This window comes from Lactobacillus sp. CA30L (genome assembly GCF_059900845.1).
This window is the reverse complement of record NZ_JBWXGB010000002.1, coordinates 230657-247240: the sequence shown is the minus strand read 5'-3', so window position 1 is coordinate 247240 and position 16584 is coordinate 230657. Positions and strand designations below refer to the sequence as shown.

At 45.4% G+C, this 16584-nt stretch carries 31 protein-coding genes; 1 reads left to right on the top strand and 30 read right to left on the bottom strand.

Translation table 11 applies throughout. The features are described 5' to 3' along the window. Window positions 1-32: 32 nt before the first annotated feature. The 30 genes from rpsK to rpsL all read right to left on the bottom strand — a co-directional run bounded on the left by rpsK (window position 33) and on the right by rpsL (window position 15707). Window positions 33-416: a 30S ribosomal protein S11 gene (gene rpsK, locus AC2JF8_RS03720; protein WP_500727720.1), complete on the bottom strand. Its 384-nt coding sequence runs from the start codon at window positions 414-416 to the stop codon at window positions 33-35. 21 nt (window positions 417-437) lie between these two features. Beyond that, entirely contained in the window at window positions 438-788 is a 351-nt protein-coding gene (gene rpsM / locus AC2JF8_RS03715) for a 30S ribosomal protein S13 (protein ID WP_500729168.1), read from the bottom strand. Window positions 789-810: 22 nt separating this feature from the next. Continuing rightward, window positions 811-927: a 50S ribosomal protein L36 gene (rpmJ, locus tag AC2JF8_RS03710; RefSeq protein ID WP_003647815.1), complete on the bottom strand. Its 117-nt coding sequence runs from the start codon at window positions 925-927 to the stop codon at window positions 811-813. Window positions 928-941: 14 nt separating this feature from the next. After that, window positions 942-1163: a translation initiation factor IF-1 gene (infA, locus tag AC2JF8_RS03705; RefSeq protein WP_034980408.1), complete on the bottom strand. Its 222-nt coding sequence runs from the start codon at window positions 1161-1163 to the stop codon at window positions 942-944. Between the two features lie 68 nt (window positions 1164-1231). Next, complete coding sequence (locus AC2JF8_RS03700) at window positions 1232-1885, bottom strand: adenylate kinase (RefSeq protein ID WP_500729169.1); 654 nt, start codon at window positions 1883-1885, stop codon at window positions 1232-1234. 10 nt (window positions 1886-1895) lie between these two features. Continuing rightward, the gene (secY, locus tag AC2JF8_RS03695; RefSeq protein ID WP_500729170.1) at window positions 1896-3191 is read right to left on the bottom strand and encodes a preprotein translocase subunit SecY; all 1296 of its coding nucleotides are present in this window, start codon (window positions 3189-3191) and stop codon (window positions 1896-1898) included. Then, entirely contained in the window at window positions 3191-3631 is a 441-nt protein-coding gene (gene rplO / locus AC2JF8_RS03690) for a 50S ribosomal protein L15 (RefSeq protein WP_500761187.1), read from the bottom strand. The genes secY and rplO overlap by 1 nt, the downstream gene beginning before the upstream one ends. Before the next feature lie 20 nt (window positions 3632-3651). Next, on the bottom strand, window positions 3652-3837 hold the full coding sequence (rpmD, locus tag AC2JF8_RS03685; RefSeq protein ID WP_500729172.1) for a 50S ribosomal protein L30: 186 nt from the start codon (window positions 3835-3837) through the stop codon (window positions 3652-3654). Between the two features lie 13 nt (window positions 3838-3850). Beyond that, window positions 3851-4357 carry a 30S ribosomal protein S5 gene (gene rpsE / locus AC2JF8_RS03680; protein WP_500729173.1) on the bottom strand — a complete coding sequence of 169 codons (507 nt, stop codon included), beginning with the start codon at window positions 4355-4357 and terminating at the stop codon, window positions 3851-3853. Window positions 4358-4374: 17 nt separating this feature from the next. Beyond that, window positions 4375-4734 (bottom strand): 50S ribosomal protein L18, encoded by a 360-nt coding sequence (rplR, locus tag AC2JF8_RS03675; RefSeq protein ID WP_500729174.1) that lies wholly within the window; start codon window positions 4732-4734, stop codon window positions 4375-4377. Between the two features lie 23 nt (window positions 4735-4757). Beyond that, window positions 4758-5288 (bottom strand): 50S ribosomal protein L6, encoded by a 531-nt coding sequence (gene rplF, locus AC2JF8_RS03670; protein WP_500761185.1) that lies wholly within the window; start codon window positions 5286-5288, stop codon window positions 4758-4760. A gap of 24 nt (window positions 5289-5312) precedes the next feature. Continuing rightward, a complete protein-coding gene (gene rpsH / locus AC2JF8_RS03665) occupies window positions 5313-5711 on the bottom strand; it encodes a 30S ribosomal protein S8 (protein WP_500729176.1) in 399 nt (132 codons plus the stop codon). Between the two features lie 22 nt (window positions 5712-5733). After that, window positions 5734-5919, bottom strand: a complete 186-nt coding sequence (locus AC2JF8_RS03660; RefSeq protein WP_046307561.1) for a type Z 30S ribosomal protein S14 — start codon at window positions 5917-5919, stop codon at window positions 5734-5736. 20 nt (window positions 5920-5939) lie between these two features. Continuing rightward, window positions 5940-6482 (bottom strand): 50S ribosomal protein L5, encoded by a 543-nt coding sequence (gene rplE / locus AC2JF8_RS03655; RefSeq protein WP_500729177.1) that lies wholly within the window; start codon window positions 6480-6482, stop codon window positions 5940-5942. Between the two features lie 14 nt (window positions 6483-6496). Further along, a complete protein-coding gene (rplX, locus tag AC2JF8_RS03650; RefSeq protein WP_500729178.1) occupies window positions 6497-6748 on the bottom strand; it encodes a 50S ribosomal protein L24 in 252 nt (83 codons plus the stop codon). A gap of 16 nt (window positions 6749-6764) precedes the next feature. Continuing rightward, window positions 6765-7133: a 50S ribosomal protein L14 gene (gene rplN / locus AC2JF8_RS03645; protein WP_500729179.1), complete on the bottom strand. Its 369-nt coding sequence runs from the start codon at window positions 7131-7133 to the stop codon at window positions 6765-6767. A gap of 31 nt (window positions 7134-7164) precedes the next feature. Beyond that, entirely contained in the window at window positions 7165-7431 is a 267-nt protein-coding gene (rpsQ, locus tag AC2JF8_RS03640; RefSeq protein WP_317637139.1) for a 30S ribosomal protein S17, read from the bottom strand. 18 nt (window positions 7432-7449) lie between these two features. Continuing rightward, window positions 7450-7647 carry a 50S ribosomal protein L29 gene (gene rpmC, locus AC2JF8_RS03635; RefSeq protein WP_500729180.1) on the bottom strand — a complete coding sequence of 66 codons (198 nt, stop codon included), beginning with the start codon at window positions 7645-7647 and terminating at the stop codon, window positions 7450-7452. Then, the gene (gene rplP, locus AC2JF8_RS03630) at window positions 7637-8077 is read right to left on the bottom strand and encodes a 50S ribosomal protein L16 (protein WP_500729181.1); all 441 of its coding nucleotides are present in this window, start codon (window positions 8075-8077) and stop codon (window positions 7637-7639) included. Before rplP ends, rpmC begins: the two co-directional genes overlap by 11 nt. Next, window positions 8077-8745 carry a 30S ribosomal protein S3 gene (rpsC, locus tag AC2JF8_RS03625; protein ID WP_500729182.1) on the bottom strand — a complete coding sequence of 223 codons (669 nt, stop codon included), beginning with the start codon at window positions 8743-8745 and terminating at the stop codon, window positions 8077-8079. The genes rplP and rpsC overlap by 1 nt, the downstream gene beginning before the upstream one ends. A 13-nt stretch (window positions 8746-8758) precedes the next feature. Then, complete coding sequence (gene rplV, locus AC2JF8_RS03620) at window positions 8759-9112, bottom strand: 50S ribosomal protein L22 (RefSeq protein ID WP_122018831.1); 354 nt, start codon at window positions 9110-9112, stop codon at window positions 8759-8761. An 18-nt stretch (window positions 9113-9130) separates the two neighbouring features. Continuing rightward, complete coding sequence (gene rpsS, locus AC2JF8_RS03615) at window positions 9131-9412, bottom strand: 30S ribosomal protein S19 (protein ID WP_500729183.1); 282 nt, start codon at window positions 9410-9412, stop codon at window positions 9131-9133. Between the two features lie 18 nt (window positions 9413-9430). Further along, window positions 9431-10267 carry a 50S ribosomal protein L2 gene (rplB, locus tag AC2JF8_RS03610; protein WP_500729184.1) on the bottom strand — a complete coding sequence of 279 codons (837 nt, stop codon included), beginning with the start codon at window positions 10265-10267 and terminating at the stop codon, window positions 9431-9433. Window positions 10268-10282: 15 nt separating this feature from the next. Continuing rightward, the gene (rplW, locus tag AC2JF8_RS03605) at window positions 10283-10588 is read right to left on the bottom strand and encodes a 50S ribosomal protein L23 (protein WP_500729185.1); all 306 of its coding nucleotides are present in this window, start codon (window positions 10586-10588) and stop codon (window positions 10283-10285) included. Further along, window positions 10585-11217 carry a 50S ribosomal protein L4 gene (gene rplD / locus AC2JF8_RS03600; protein WP_500729186.1) on the bottom strand — a complete coding sequence of 211 codons (633 nt, stop codon included), beginning with the start codon at window positions 11215-11217 and terminating at the stop codon, window positions 10585-10587. Before rplD ends, rplW begins: the two co-directional genes overlap by 4 nt. A 14-nt stretch (window positions 11218-11231) precedes the next feature. Next, window positions 11232-11861 (bottom strand): 50S ribosomal protein L3, encoded by a 630-nt coding sequence (gene rplC / locus AC2JF8_RS03595; protein ID WP_500729187.1) that lies wholly within the window; start codon window positions 11859-11861, stop codon window positions 11232-11234. Between the two features lie 26 nt (window positions 11862-11887). Continuing rightward, the gene (rpsJ, locus tag AC2JF8_RS03590; RefSeq protein WP_317637148.1) at window positions 11888-12196 is read right to left on the bottom strand and encodes a 30S ribosomal protein S10; all 309 of its coding nucleotides are present in this window, start codon (window positions 12194-12196) and stop codon (window positions 11888-11890) included. Between the two features lie 503 nt (window positions 12197-12699). Then, a complete protein-coding gene (fusA, locus tag AC2JF8_RS03585; protein WP_500729188.1) occupies window positions 12700-14793 on the bottom strand; it encodes an elongation factor G in 2094 nt (697 codons plus the stop codon). Between the two features lie 21 nt (window positions 14794-14814). Then, window positions 14815-15285: a 30S ribosomal protein S7 gene (gene rpsG / locus AC2JF8_RS03580; RefSeq protein ID WP_317637151.1), complete on the bottom strand. Its 471-nt coding sequence runs from the start codon at window positions 15283-15285 to the stop codon at window positions 14815-14817. A gap of 14 nt (window positions 15286-15299) precedes the next feature. After that, window positions 15300-15707 carry a 30S ribosomal protein S12 gene (rpsL, locus tag AC2JF8_RS03575; RefSeq protein ID WP_500729189.1) on the bottom strand — a complete coding sequence of 136 codons (408 nt, stop codon included), beginning with the start codon at window positions 15705-15707 and terminating at the stop codon, window positions 15300-15302. Window positions 15708-15890: 183 nt separating this feature from the next. On the opposite strand from rpsL, the gene AC2JF8_RS03570 reads away from it, so the two are divergent. Continuing rightward, window positions 15891-16580, top strand: a complete 690-nt coding sequence (locus AC2JF8_RS03570; RefSeq protein WP_500761182.1) for a prepilin peptidase — start codon at window positions 15891-15893, stop codon at window positions 16578-16580. The last annotated feature ends 4 nt before the right edge of the window (window positions 16581-16584 follow it).

Sequence of the window (16584 nt, the reverse complement as noted above, 5' to 3'; positions counted from 1 at the left end):
TCAAAACGCAACGTCCTTCATTAAGAACAAAATTAAACACGACGACGTTTTGGTGGTCTAGAACCATTGTGGGGAACTGGGGTAACGTCACGGATTGCAGTAATCTCAAGACCTGTGGCTTGAAGTGATCTGATAGCAGATTCACGACCTGAGCCGGGACCCTTAACTGAAACTTCTACATGCTTCATGCCCTGATCCATTGCGCTCTTAGCCGCTGCTTCAGCTGCCATCTGGGCTGCAAACGGAGTAGACTTACGGCTACCCTTAAAGCCCAGCGCACCGGCTGAAGACCAAGCAATTGCGTTGCCTTGAACGTCAGTAATCATGACTAAAGTATTATTAAACGTAGAATGAATGTGCGCAACGCCTTTTTCAACGTGCTTCTTCACACGACGCTTACGTGCTGTTTTAGGCATCAATAAACCTCCTTATAATTTTTATTTATTCTTCTTACTACCCTTACGAGTACGGGCATTATTCTTGGTATTCTGACCGCGAACCGGGAGTCCACGGCGGTGACGCATACCACGGTAAGAACCAATGTCAATAAGCCGCTTGATGTTCATGCTGATTTCTCTACGCAAGTCACCTTCAACGCGGTATTTATCAACTTCTGCGCGAAGCTTTTCCTGGTCGTCTGGAGTCAAATCTTTTGAACGTATGTCTTCAGAAACACCAGCATCCGCACAAATTTTCTGAGCTGTTGGTTCACCAATACCATAAATATATGTTAATGCAACAACTATTCTTTTATCTCTTGGTAAGTCAACACCAGCAATACGTGCCATAAATTGCACCTCCTATTTTATTTTAACCTTGACGCTGCTTGTGTTTTGGATTTGCAGAACAAATAACCATCACACGACCATGTCTTTTAATTATCTTACAATGTTCACACATTGGTTTAACAGATGGTCTAACCTTCATGTTTCCCTCCGTTATTACTTTATAAACCGATAAGTAATTCTACCTTTTGTTAAATCATAAGGAGAAAGTTCGACAGTAACACGGTCTCCAGGCAGGATCCGGATGTAGTGCATCCTAATTTTGCCGGAAACATGTGCTAAAATCACAGCTCCATTTTCCAATTCAACTTTAAACATAGCGTTAGGCAAGGTATCGACTACCTTACCCTTTACTTCAATGACATCATCTTTTGCCAAAGCTGTTCCTCCGCATTTAAACAGTCACACTTTGAAATTATAACACGGAAAAGTAAAGATACCAATTATTACTTTTTACTTAAAACCGCATCGACACTTTCAAAGACCTTTTCTGGCGTTTGTTCACCATCAACAACAGTCAACAACCCATTTTTCTGGTAATAGTCTTTCAAGGGCGTATTCATCTTTTCGTTAACTTCTAAACGATTCTTAACTACTTCAGGCTTGTCATCATCACGCTGGTAAAATTCGTGGCTACCACACCGGTCACAGGTGTCCTTTACTTTGGGCATCTTAGTGATCTTATTATAAGTGGCACCGCAATTCTTGCACATAAAGCGTGCCGATAAGCGCTTGATCAGGGTTTCTTCCTTAACTTCAAGCGAAATTGTGCTCGTTAGGGGTTTGCCCAGCCGCTTTGTGATACCTTCGAGGAGTTCAGCCTGAACTATTGTGCGCGGAAAGCCATCCAAAATGTAGCCTTCCTTAATATCCGGCTCACTTAAGCGTTCCTCAACCAGTCTGGCAGTAACCTCGTCCGGTACCAAATCGCCCTTGTCAATATAATTCTTAGCCTCAAGACCAACTTTGGTCTTGTTAGCCATTGCTTCTCTAAACATATCCCCAGTTGAGATGTGAGTTAGATGGTATTTATCGACAATCTGCTCCGATACAGTGCCCTTGCCGGCACCCGGCAATCCTAAAATAAATAAGTTAATCATATATCCGTTCCTATCTGATGAATCCGACGTACTCTCTCTTCATTAGCAAACCGTTAACTTGGCGCGATAATTCCAAGACAACCCCGATAACGATCAATAGGCTAGTTCCGCCTAAACCAATCGAACTCGGCAAATTCCAAATATTAGTTGCAAGCTGCGGCAGTAAAGCCACTAGGCCCAAGAACACAGAACCAACAGTTGATAATCTAATCAATAGTTTAGAAACATAGTTCTGCGTGTCCTTGCCCGGCCATACGCTAGGGATATAGGCACCCTGTTTTTGCAGGTTCTTGGCCAGCTTCTCAGGATTAACCTGAACAAAAGCATAGAAGAACGTAAACAAAATAATCAGAACGGTGTAAATTATTACCCCCGGCGTGGTCTGCATGCTAAAAATCTCGGTCATTACCTTGTACCATTGCTGATCGCCCTGGCTTCGTTGAAAGGCCATTAAAATTGTTGCTGGTGTAATAATAAACGAACTGGCGAAAATTACGGGAATAACACCTGAAACATTAACTTTCAATGGTAAAAAGCTCTCAGAGCCACTGATAGTTGCTCGTCTTGTATATTGGATTGGAATACGGCGATCTGCCTGTTCAACCCACGTAACGATCTGCGTCACGATGAGTATTGCAATGATAATCGCGATGAAGAACAAAATACCTTGCCAACGATCACTCGCACTGTTGTTAATGACGCTTTCCTTATAAAGCTGCCACAATCCGCGCGGAAGTCGCGCAATAATACCGGCAAAAATAATTACCGAAACGCCGTTGCCGAGACCCTTGTCGGTGATCTCATCACCGAGCCAGGTCAACAGCATCGTTCCCGCCGTCATCACCATGGCGATTTCGGCGTAGGTCTGCGGCGTTTGCGTCTTAACCAAACCCATCTGCGTCAACGCATTGAAGCCGAGCGTGATGCCCAGGCTTTGAACAAATGCGACGACCAAAGAGAGCCACCGCGTGACTTGGTTAGTCTTACGACGTCCTACTTCACCTTGCTTTCCCCATTCCACTAACGTTGGAACAATGTCCATCTGCAATAGTTGAATAACAATCTGTGCAGTAATGTAGGGAGAAACACCCAGTGAAAAGATCGAATAAGTATCTAGTCCACCACCAGAAACGGTATCCAGCATCGGGACTAAGCCAGTTTGTGCGACTTGAGTAATCGCTTTTGCATTAACACCTGGAACCGTAATATTAGCCCCAATACGGTATAGCAAAAGAATAAAGAGCGTGAAATAAATCTTATTTCTAATTTCTTTATCCTTAAAGGCGTTCTTCAAGGTCGAAAACATTAGATCACCTCAACAGATCCACCGGCTGCTTCGACAGCTTTTTGAGCAGCGGCGGAAACTTTGTTAACCTTTACGTTTAACTTAACTTTTAACTCGCCTTTAGCAAGCAACTTGACGCCGTCTAATTCTTTCTTAACCAAGCCCTTTTCCTTAAGACTGGCAACAGTAACTTCGCTGCCGTCTGCAAACTTGTTTAAGTCTTGCAAATTAACAATGGCGTAATCTTTACGGTTAACGTTCTTAAATCCACGCTTAGGCATCGTTCTGAACAATGGCATTTGGCCACCTTCAAATCCCAAACGGGTGTGGCCGCCTTGACGGGCTAATTGCCCCTTTTGTCCACGACCAGAAGTCTTTCCGTGACCGCTTGATGTACCACGACCAACACGTTTTCTCGTGTTGCGTGAGCCTTCAGCGGCATGTAATTCATGAAGCTTCATTAATTTGAGCACCTCCTCAATTAGTTATTGATCTCTTCAACAGAGATTAAGTGAGCAATTTTCAGCAATGCGCCGCGGCTAGCAGCGTTGTCTGGTAGAGTAGCTGAACTGTTGATCCTACCCAAGCCAAGAGCTTTAACAATTTTCTTTTGTTCAGGCAGACGGTGCGCAGCACTTCTAATTAAAGTAACTTTTAATTCAGTCATTTATCTAGTCTCCCTAATCTAAATTTGCGTGGCGCAGTTTTTCAATGTCTTCGCTAGTTCTCAGCTTCTTCAAACCATCCATCGCAGCACGTACGACGTTGATTGGCGTGTTTGAACCAAGGGACTTGGAAGTAACATCCGCGATGCCAGCCATATCCATAACGATACGAACGGCACCACCGGCTGCAACACCGGAACCGGCTGGAGCAGGCTTAAACAGGATGCTGCCTGAGCCGTAGTGGCCAATTACTTCGTGCGGAATGGTTGAACCAACAATCGGAACGTTAATCATGTTCTTCTTGCCGGCTTCAACAGCCTTACGGATTGCTTCTGGAACTTCTTGAGCTTTACCAGTACCAAAGCCTACACGACCTTTTTTGTCGCCAACGATTACCAGAGCAGCAAATCTCATTCGTTGACCACCCTTGACAACCTTGGTGACGCGATTAATTGCTACTAACTGATCTTCGATGTCGTCTTTATTTCTGCGATTATTGCGAGAATCGTTGCGGTTTGCCATGTATTTAATCTCCTTTCCTAGAAATCTAATCCGTTTTCACGAGCGGCATCTGCCAAAGCTGAAATACGGCCGTGGTATAGGTAACCACTTCTATCAAACACAACGTTTGATATGTTCTTTGCCTTGGCTGCTTCGGCAATTGCCTTGCCTACAGCCTGGGCCTGTTCTACCTTAGTTGAATCCTTCGAAACAGAATCGTCTAAAGTTGAGGCACTTGCTAGCGTTACACCCGCTACGTCATCAATTAATTGAGCGTAGATGTTTTTATTCGAACGGAAAACACTTAAGCGTGGGCGCTCAGCAGTACCAGAAATCTTGCTACGAATACGTTTATGACGCTTTAAGCGCAATTTATTCTTATCTGGTTTTGAAATCACAATTTCACCTCAAAATTTATCTATTACTTACCTGTCTTACCTTCCTTACGACGTACGTATTCGTCAACATAACGAATACCTTTGCCCTTGTAAGGTTCTGGTGGACGTACAGCACGGATCTCAGCAGCAAACTGTCCAACATTTTGCTTTGAAATTCCTTCCACTTCAATGTCAGTGTTTGAAGTGGCATTTACGCTAACACCTTCCGGTGCCGTCATCTCAACCGGGTGCGAGTAGCCAACGTTCAAGGTCAGCTTATTGCCCTGCGTAGTTGCACGGTAACCAACACCGATCAACTTCAAAGTCTTCTTGTAGCCGTTAACCACGCCTTCAACCATTGAAGCCAAGTTTGCTCTTTCAGTTCCGTGAAGTGCTTTGTCGCTTTCACTTGAACGAGAAAAGTTAATCTTGCCATCTTCCTGCTTAAAGGTAATTTTCGGATTGAAGTATCTAGTTAATTCACCCTTTGGTCCCTTGACGGTGATGTCGTTGCCATTCTTGGTAACAGTAACACTGTCCGGGACGTCAATTGTTTTTAAACCTATACGGCTCATTGATTATGCTCCTTTCTGTCAGAATTACCAAACGTAAGCAACAACTTCGCCGCCAACGTTCTTCTGTCTTGCTTCCTTGTCGGTAATCACGCCGGCAGAAGTAGAAACGATGGCGATGCCCAAGCCGTTAAGTACCTTAGGCAGGTTTTCAGCACTAACGTAATTTCTCAAACCTGGTTTGGAAATACGCTTTAAGCCTGAAATAACACGTTCACCGTCTGGTCCATATTTCAAGAAAACCTTGATAATGCCTTGTTTATTGTCATCTGCAACTTCGTAATCACGGATGAAGCCTTCGCGTTTCAGAATTTCTGAAATAGATTTTTTAATGTTTGATGCAGGAATTTCAACTGAACTATGCTTTGCCATGTTGGCATTTCTAATTCTAGTCAAGTAATCTGCGATCGGATCTGTCATGACCATTTATGCTATCCTCCTAACCGTATTACCAACTGGCCTTTTTAAGACCGGGGATTTGACCCTTGTGAGCTAAATCCTTCAGACAAATACGGCATAAGCCAAATTTACGGTAAACGGAGTGTGGGCGACCACATCTCTCGCAACGAGTATATTCACGTGAAGAAAATTTAGCAGGACGATGATTTCTAATTTTTTGTGATGTTTTAGCCATTAATGTCCTCCATTATCTTGCTATTTTGCAAACGGCATGCCGAACTGGCTGAGCAGCGCATGGGCTTCCTCATCAGTGTTGGCAGTAGTAACGATAACAATATCTAATCCCCTGGTCCGGTTAACCTTGTCGAAATCGATTTCCGGGAAGATCAGCTGTTCTTTAATACCTAAAGTGTAGTTGCCCCGGCCATCAAACGAACGGCTTGAGACACCACGGAAGTCACGAACACGAGGAAGTGAAACATTGACTAACTTGTACAAGAAATCGTACATTCTATCTCCTCTAAGAGTTACCTTAGCACCGATAGACATGCCTTCACGCAAGCGGAAGTTGGCGATTGATTTCTTAGCCTTAGTGACTAACGGCTTTTGTCCCGAAATCAAAGTCAATTCTTCAACTGCTTCGTCCAAGTTCTTGGCGTTTGAAACAGCGTCACCAACACCCATGTTCAGAACAATCTTATCAATCTTTGGTACTTGCATTACTGACTTGTAGTCAAATTTTTCTTGCAGTGCAGGAACGATTTTTTCTTTGTATTCTTGAGCTAAATAATTTGCCATTTGTGTCCTCCCTTCTACTTCTTAGTTTCTTCTTTTTTGCTTTCAGACTTAGCAATCACCTTGACGTTTGATGCGTGGATTGAACCATTTGACTCAACCACGCCACCATTTGCGTTGGTTTGTGAAGGCTTTTCGTGTTTCTTAATCGTGTTAACGCCCTTGACAACCACACGGTTTTTCTTGGTGTCAACGGAAAGAACGATACCTTCTTTGCCCTTGTCTTTTCCGGCAATTACTTTTACTTTGTCACCAGTTTTAACAAACATCAGTGCACCTCACTTATTATAAGACTTCAGGAGCAAGAGAGACGATCTTCATAAAGTCGTGCTCACGCAACTCACGCGCAACAGGCCCAAAGATACGGGTACCCCGGGGGCTCTTGTCTGCATTAATAACTACGCCAGCATTCTCATCAAACCTAATGTATGAGCCATCTTCACGACGCGCGCCTGATTTTGTTCTAACGATGACCGCCTTGACAACGTCACCTTTTTTGACAACGCCACCTGGTGTTGCTTGTTTAACGGTTGCAACCACGATGTCACCAATGTTACCGGTCTTACGCTTTGAACCACCCAAGACCCTAATAACCAAAAGTTCTCTGGCACCTGAGTTATCAGCAACCTTCAAACGGGATTCATTTTGAATCACTATATAATCCTCCCCTCACTAAATCCGCAAGTTAAACAGATTTCTTAACAATTTCAACTAAACGAAAGCGCTTTGTACGAGATAATGGACGAGTTTCCATGATACGAACAGTATCGCCAACTTTAGCTTCATTATTTTCGTCTTGTGCGTAGTATTTCTTGGAATATTTAATCCGCTTCTTGTATACAGGGTGATTCTTGTAAGTGTCGACAACAACTGTGATCGTCTTGTCGTTCTTATCAGAAATTACTCGACCTTGATATACGTGACGATGATTTCTTTCGATTGATTCGCTCAAGTTAATAACTCCCTTCCACTAATCGTTCTTCAATGCTTTTTCGCTCAGAATTGTCTTAATCCTAGCGATATTCTTGCGGACCTTGCCGAGGCGAGCGGTATTTTCTAATTGACCCGTTGCTTGTTGGAAGCGCAAATTAAAGAGTTCTTCTTTGTATTGCTTTTCCTTGTCTAACATTTGATCAGTGGTTAGTGCTCTGATTTCCTTAGCCTTCATTAGAATTGCCACCTACTTCCGAACTTTTCATCACGAACTTGCATTTGATTGGCAGCTTGGTTGAGGCAAGACGGAGAGCTTCGCGCGCAACTTCTTCGCTAACGCCGCCAATTTCAAACATAATTTTTTCCCGCTTGACTACGGCTACCCAGCCTGCTGGTGCACCTTTACCGGAACCCATCCGGACACCAACACCCTTAGCAGTGTATGACTTTTGCGGGAAAATTCTAATCCAAACTTTACCGCCACGCTTCATGTAACGTGTCATCGCAACACGGGCAGCCTCGATTTGTTGAGAGGTAATCCAGTGCGACTCAAGCGCTTGGAGGCCGTATTCGCCAAAGGCAATGGTTTTGCCGCCCTTAGCGGCGCCACGCATCTTGCCACGGAACTCACGACGGTGTTTTACTCGTTTTGGTACTAGAGGCATTATTTGTTTCCTCCCTTCACGTTTTCGGGCTTCTTACTTCTTGAAGGTAAGATTTCACCCCGGTTGATCCATACTTGAACGCCAATTTCGCCATAAGTGGTGTAGGCATTTACCCAAGCATAGTCAATATCCGCTCTTAAAGTTTGCAGTGGAACCCGGCCCTCTGTGTGCCATTCTCTTCTTGCCATGTCGGCACCGTTCAAACGACCAGAAGTCTGCACTCTGATGCCCTTGGCACCGGCGCGCATTGTTCTTTGCGTAGCCTGACGGGTAGCACGCCTAAACGCAATACGCGCTTCAAGCTGGCTGGCGATACTCTCAGCAACTAACTGGGCATCGAGGTCTGGTTTCTTGATTTCAACAATGTTAACGTGAACCTGCTTGTTAGTCAAAGCATTCAGGTCTTTTCTCAATGCTTCAACTTCAGCTCCGCCCTTACCAATTACCATACCTGGTTTTGAGGTATTGATTGATACGTTGATTCGGTTGGCTGCACGTTCAATTTCAACAGTAGAAACAGAGGCGTCCTTTAATCTCTTCGAGATGAATTTTCTAATCTTCAGGTCCTCAGTTAAGGTTTCTTTGTATCCTCTGTCAGCATACCATTTTGATTCCCAGTCACGAATTACGCCGAGACGAAAACCATTTGGGTTAATCTTCTGACCCATTAATATACCTCCCTTAATCGTTCTTTTCTGAAACTACTACAACTACATGACTAGTTCTCTTGTTAATCGGAGAAGCCATACCTTTGGCACGTGGTCTGAATCTCTTTAAGGTTGCACCCTCATTGACATATGCTTCAGATACGTACAGGTTAGCACTTTCAAGATCATAGTTGTGTTCTGCGTTTGCAATTGCTGAGCGCAAAACCTTTTCAACGATTGGGGAAGCAGCTCTAGGCGTGAATTGCAAGATTGCCAATGCTTCAGCAACGTCCTTGCCGCGAATCAAATCAACGACTAGGCGCGCTTTTCTTGCAGCGATCCGGACAGTTCTTGCTTCAGCCCTAGCTGAACTAATTTGTTCTGCCATTTAGTGTTTCTCCTTCCTCTATTTTGCAGTAGCCTTGTCACTAGATGTCTTGTGTCCACGGAAAGTTCTCGTTGGAACAAATTCACCTAGCTTATGGCCAACCATGTCTTCAGTCACATAAACCGGGACATGCTTTCTACCATCGTAAACAGCTATAGTCAATCCAACGAAGGAAGGGAAAATAGTTGAACGACGCGACCAAGTCTTAATAACCTGTTTTTTGTCTGTGTCCGCTTGAGCATCAACTTTCTTTAACAATGATGCATCGGCAAAAGGCCCTTTTTTTATACTACGGCTCATTAATTAACCCTCCTTCTATTACCTGCTGCCCTTACGGTGACGAATAATTAAGCGCTCGCTGGCTCTCTTCTTGTTTCTGGTCTTAACACCACGGGCCTTCTTGCCCCAAGGAGTCATCGGTTGTGGACGGCCAACTGGGGCCTTGCCTTCACCACCACCATGCGGGTGATCGTTAGGGTTCATTACGGAACCACGAGATTGCGGACGTCTGCCCAACCAGCGGCTACGACCAGCCTTGCCCAGTTGAATCAGTGAGTGCTGCTCGTTGCCAACAACGCCGATAGTTGCGCGGCAAACGGACAAAATCTTGCGTACTTCGCCACTCTGCAGTCTAACCAGCGTGTATTTGCCATCGTTGCCCAAAACTTGTGCGCTGGTTCCGGCACTTCTCACGAGTTGTCCACCCTTGCCTGGTCTTAATTCAATGTTGTGAATTGAGGTACCAGTAGGAATATCCTTTAATTGCAGGGCGTTGCCCGGCTTGATGTCGGCGTTTGAACCTGATTCGACAATATCGCCCACCTTTAGTCCCTTTGGAGCTAAAATGTAGGCCTTGATACCATCTGTGTAGTGCAGAAGCGCGATGTTAGCAGTTCTGTTAGGATCGTATTCGATAGCCTTAACAACTGCCTTTGCATTGTCCTTGTTGCGCTTAAAATCGATAATACGGTATTTTTGCTTGTGACCACCGCCACGGTGTCTGCTAGTAATATGACCATATGAGTTGCGACCTGCAGTGTGTGATTGCGCTTCAAGCAAGGTGCGTTCTGGCTTGCTCTTGGTAATCTCAGCAAAGTCGGAAGAAGTCATATTACGGCGACCGTTTGTGGTTGGCTTATATACTTTAATAGCCAATTGACTGACCTCCTATTACTTACTTTCTTCTGTGTTTTCGTCTTTGAAAATCTTGATGTCGTTTGAATCGTTAGTCAAGGTAACAATCGCCTTGCGGCTGCGAGCAGTCTTGCCGCTGTAACGGCCAACCCGCTTGTCCTTGCCCCGAACATTCATAATGTTAACTTTCTTAACCTTAACATCGAAGATCTCTTCAACAGCATCACGAACCTGAGTCTTGGTTGCAGTTAAAAGCACGTTGAAAGTGTACTTCTTATCATCCATTAAGTTCGTTGACTTTTCAGTAATGACAGGTCTTAAAATGATATCGTGTGCACTCATTTCTCAGAAGCCCCCTCAACATTCTTTTCAATCTTCTCAATGGCGTCTTTAGTCAAGATTAACTTGTCAAAATTGACAACATCTTCAACGTTTACGCCGTTGATCGTAACAACCTTAACGTTCGGCAAGTTCTTTGCTGACAGCTGGACGTTTCTGTCCTCTGAGACAACCAGCACCTTGCCTTCAACCTTTAAGCCGTCCAGTATTGACTTGAATTCCTTAGTCTTAGGAGCAGCCATTGTCAACTGGTCTAAAACGATTAAATCTTGATCAAGCAATTTTTGTGAAAGAACCGACTTGATAGCCAAACGACGTTGCTTTCTTGGCATTGAATATGCGTATGAACGTGGAGTTGGTCCGAAGACTACACCACCGCCGCGCCATTGTGGTGACCTGATGGAACCTTGACGAGCACGTCCAGTACCCTTTTGCTTCCAAGGCTTCTTGCCACCGCCGCGAACAGCAGATCTGTTTTTAACCTTCGAGGTACCCTGACGCCTGCCGGCCCTTTGTCTGATGATAGCATCAAAAACGACGCTTTCGTTCGGTTCAATTGCGAACACTTCATCTTTTAAAGTGACTTCACCAGCATCTTTGCCCTTTTGATCGATAACTTTTATATTAGCCATTCTAGTCCTCCTTCCTAATCGTTACTCTTAACAGCAGATCTAACGGTAATCAATGAGTTCTTAGCACCTGGAACATTGCCCTTAATTAAAAGCACGTTCTTGTCTGCTACAACTTTCTCAATTACCAAGTTTTCAATGGTAACCTTCTTAGTACCCATGTGCCCTGGCAAACGCTTGCCCTTTGGCACACGGTTGATGATGGAACCCATTGAACCAGGAATTCTGTGGTATCTTGAACCGTGAGTTTCTGGTCCACGTGATTGGCCCCAACGCTTAATGTTACCCTGGTATCCATGACCTCTTGTAATTCCGGTAACGTCAACAACGTCGCCTTCCTTAAATGTGTCCACAGTAATTTCTGAGCCGACTTCGTAGTCCTTAAGCTCAACTCCGCGGATTTCACGTATGAAGCGCTTAGGCGAAGTCTTTGCTTTTGCAGCATGACCTTTTTCTGGTTTGTTGCTCAAAACTTCACGCTTGTCCTGGTAGCCTACTTGAATTGCCTCGTAGCCGTCTGATTCAACAGTCTTAACTTGCATAACAACGTTAGGAGCTGCTTCAACAACAGTTACAGGAACAAGGATACCATCTTTGGTGAAGATTTGAGTCATACCGACTTTTCTTCCTAAGATTCCTTTGGTCATGATCACACCTCTTTCTTTTTTTAAAATTATAACTTGATTTCGATGTCAACGCCGCTTGGTAGATCAAGCTTCATTAGGGAATCAACAGTCTTAGGTGTTGGGTTCAAAATATCGATCAGACGTTTGTGCGTCCGCATTTCAAACTGTTCACGCGAGTCCTTGTTCTTATGTGGTGAACGCAGAACCGTGAATAAAACCCTCTCTGTTGGCAATGGAACTGGTCCTGAAATTTCGGCACCAGTTCTCTGCGCAGTAGCTACAATTTTAGCAGCTGATTCATCGAGAATACCATGTTCGTAAGACTTAAGTCTGATACGAATTGATTGACTTGCCATTAAATTACCTCCTCAACGTCTTCTTTAAAAGATGACTGGCTTCCGCAAAAATTCCCGGCGCCACCACTGTGGCAATGCATCCTGGTGTGCCGCAACCTTTTGCATCAACGCTTTACAACAAACATGTGCATGAGAGCAGAGTACGCCCTAAAAGCACAAAGACTATTGTACCGATTCTAAGCCGAAATATCAAGGGTTTAGCGGGATTTTCTTTGCTTTTTTGCAAAAGTTGATCGTCCTTTCCCCCTTTTTTCGCCAAGCAAAAAAATGCAGCTTTATTCAACTGACTCTTTTGGCCTATTCCGATTTCGCTGCCCGCTTGGGTCAGGCACAACAGGCTCAGCTAACTCTTGGCCCATATCGGATTGCGGAGCACAAGATATTAATGTGATAGTTGTATTGGTACACGTTGACTTGGGACACGTTTATTTTTGTCCGCAAAAAAGAGACGCTGGCTCTACCAACGTCTCGATTTTAACTTTAAGTTTTATCTGCTAATAAGTTTATTCAGCGTGACCGCCGCGACTCTTAATAATTTCTTCTTGGATTGACTTAGGGGTAACCGCATAATGGTCAAATACCATTGTAAAGGTTCCGCGTCCCTGGGTCGATGACCGCAAAGTAGTTGCGTAACCGAACATTTCGGCAAGTGGCACCATTGAGTTCAAAACTTTGGCACCGGCACGGTCTTGCATGTTGTCCATTGTACCACGACGGGCAGTGATTGACCCCATAACATCACCGAGATATTCTTCTGGCGTAATTACTTGTACCTTCATAATCGGCTCTAAGATTACGGCACCGGCTTTGGGAGCAGCATTTCTCAGTGCTAAGGAAGCAGCAACCTTGAAGGCAGCTTCAGAGGAGTCGACTTCGTGGTAGCTACCATCGTAAAGCTTAGCCTTGACATCAATCAACGGGTAGCCGGCAAGAATGCCGTTCTTCATTGACTCCTGCAGACCAGCATCAACGGATGGGATAAATTCACGCGGAACAACCCCACCGACAATGGCATCTTCAAATTCGTAGCCCTTACCGCGCTCGTTTGGCGTAAATTCAATCCAAACATCACCGTATTGACCCTTACCACCGGATTGACGAACGAACTTACCCTGTGCCTTAGTTGGCTTAGTGAAGGTTTCACGGTAGGCAACCTGCGGATTACCAATCTTGGCCTCAACGTGGAACTCGCGTTTCATACGTTCAACCATGATTTGCAAGTGCAGTTCACCCATTCCGGAAATCAGCGTCTGGCCAGTTTCAGCATTGGTTTCAGCCCTGAAAGTTGGGTCTTCTTCAGTCAATTTTTGCAGGGCAACGTCAAGCTTGTCCCGGTCAGCCTTTGATTCTGGCTCGATGGAAACTTGAATAACTGGATCTGGAACTTCCAAACTTTCCAAAATAAGCGGGTGGTCTGGATCGGTCAGCGAGTCACCGGTAGTGGTGTTCTTCAGGCCGATTGCACCAGCGATATCGCCTGAGAATACTTCAGGAATCTCGTTTCTGGAGTTGGCGTGCATCTGGAGCAGACGTCCAACACGTTCACGACTATTCTTAGAAGCGTTCAGCACGTATGAACCAGATTCAAGTGAACCAGTGTAAACCCGGATGTAAGTCAAACGTCCAACGAACGGGTCAGTAGCAATCTTGAATGCAAGTGCAGCAAATGGCTTGTCGTCACCAGCCATTAATTCGCTCTCCTCACCGGTCTTAGGGTCGTGAGCAATATAAGGCTTAACGTCTACTGGTGATGGCAGGTAGTCAACAACACCGTCCAGCATCATCTGCACGCCCTTGTTCTTGAATGCTGAACCAGCGAAAACAGGGAAAATCTTTAATTCCAAAGTAGCCTTACGGATGGCTGCCTTCAACTCGTCGATGGAAATTTCCTCACCATTAAGGTACTTTTCCATGATGTCGTCGTCGACGTCGGCAACCTGCTCGATTAACTCGCTGCGGCGCTTTTCGGCTTCGTCCTTGTACTCGTCAGGAACCGGAATAGTGTCCCAGTTGGAACCAAGCTTGTCCTCGTCGTAAACGTCGGCGTTCATGTTGATCAGGTCGATAACGCCTTCGAAGGTCTCGGCTGAACCGATTGGCATCTGCACGGCTAATGCATTGGCGTTTAAACGTTCGTGCAGCGACTTGACGGAATTGTCGAAGTCAGCACCGATTTTGTCCATCTTGTTAACAAAAACAATTCGAGGAACACCGTAAGTTTCAGCCTGGCGCCAAACATTTTCAGTCTGGGGCTCAACACCGGCCTGAGCGTCAAGAACAGTTACCGCACCGTCGAGCACACGCAGGGAACGCTCAACTTCGATGGTGAAGTCAACGTGTCCTGGGGTGTCGATGATGTTGATCCGGTAGTCATGCCACTGCGCAGTCGTTGCGGCTGACGTAATGGTGATACCACGTTCTTTTTCTTCGTCCATCCAGTCCATCTGTGAGTCACCCTCGTGGGTCTCACCGATCTTGTGGATTTTACCAGTATAGTAAAGAATACGCTCTGTAGTGGTAGTCTTACCCGCATCAATGTGGGCCATGATACCAATATTACGTGTTTTTTCTAATGGAAATTCACGCTTATTAGCCATAAATTTTTCTCTCCTTAATAATTAGAAACGATAGTGGGCAAACGCACGGTTTGCTTCAGCCATTCTGTGTACGTCTTCGCGCTTCTTAACTGCTGAACCGGTGTTGTTGGAAGCGTCGATGATTTCATTGGCCAGGCGCTCATCCATCGTGTGTTCGTTACGCAGGCGAGCGTAAGAAACGAGCCATCTCAAGCCCAAAGTCGTTCTTCTCTCGGGACGAACTTCAACGGGGATCTGGTAGTTGGAACCACCGATACGGCGTGCTCTAACTTCCAAAACGGGCATAATGTTGTTCATTGCTTCCTCAAAAACATCAAGTGGCTCCTTGCCGGTCTTGTCTTTAACAATGTTGAAAGCATCATAAAGGATTGAAGACGCCTTAGCTCTCTTACCATCAAGCATCAAGTGGTTGATCAACTTAGTAACGAGCTTTGAGTTGTACACTGGATCCGCTAAAATATCTCTTTTAGTAACATGTCCTTTTCTAGGCATTATTTAACTCCTCCTTAATCTTTCTTGGCACCGTACTTAGAACGGCCTTGCTTTCTGCCGTCAACGCCGGCAGTATCGAGGGCACCACGAATGATGTGGTAACGAACACCAGGAAGGTCCTTAACACGGCCACCACGGATCAAAACAACCGAGTGCTCCTGCAAGTTGTGACCTTCACCGGGAATATAAGCGGTAACTTCGATCAGATTAGAAAGACGCACACGCGCGTACTTACGCAGCGCTGAGTTTGGCTTCTTTGGCGTCATAGTGCCGACACGAGTGGCAACTCCACGCATTTGGGGTGCTGGATTGTTTACCAGTTCCTTTTTCATACTGTTGTAGCCGTAGCTCAAAGCTGGCGATTTTGATTTAGTCGTCTTGGTGTGACGGCCTTTTCTTACCAATTGGTTAATGGTTGGCATTAATTTTTCCTCCTAAAATCGATTATTCTGTTCACACACCCAGGAGTTTCTTTTTTACCCCTGATGTATACTTCAAAATGCACAATGACTATTGTACGCGTTTTTAGGCAAAAAGCAATCCTTAATTAAATAAAAAAGATGAAAAACTCCTTTTCTGGCGTAGTTACTGGTGAGGTGAACGAAATGACGCAACTCTATTGTCTGACCAACTTTTTTATTGGTGCCTGCCTTGCATCCCACGCAGCTGTGATTGCCGCACGCATCGACCGGGAAGACTTTATCTTCTCGCGCTCGCACTGCCAAGCGTGCAGAACGGAACTCAGCCTGCTGGATGAACTGCCCATCGTTTCTTACTTCTGGCTGCACGGCAGGTGTCGCTACTGCCACGCACCCATTCCGGCCACGCTGCCGGTCATTGAAACTGTTGGCGGATTTGCGTACGCCCGCGTCGACTTCAGCGGCCGTGACGGAATTGCGCTGGCAATTCTGCTCTTCAGCCTGCTCATAACCGCTATCTCCGACCATGAACACAGGGAATTTCACGTTAGCATGCTGCTGCCGGCCGCTGGGCTTGCGCTCTCCCGCAGCAGCAAGGTCTTACGCTACCAGCTGCTGGACCTGTTCGAATTGCTGCCTGTTGTGGTTATCCTCGTTTGCTACGTTTGCCGCGGCAAGATGGGGACTGGCGATTTGATTATCTATTTGATTTTGGCTATTTACTTCAGCCCCGCGTTTGCCAACCGTATTTTTCTCTTGGCAGCGCTTTTTTTGCTGGTTCACTTCCTGCTGGAACGGAAAAACCGGCGGGCGCAGGATGAGATTGCCTTCGTTCCGTACATTTTTTTGGGACTAACCGTCCTGCTGCTAGCGTAAGAAA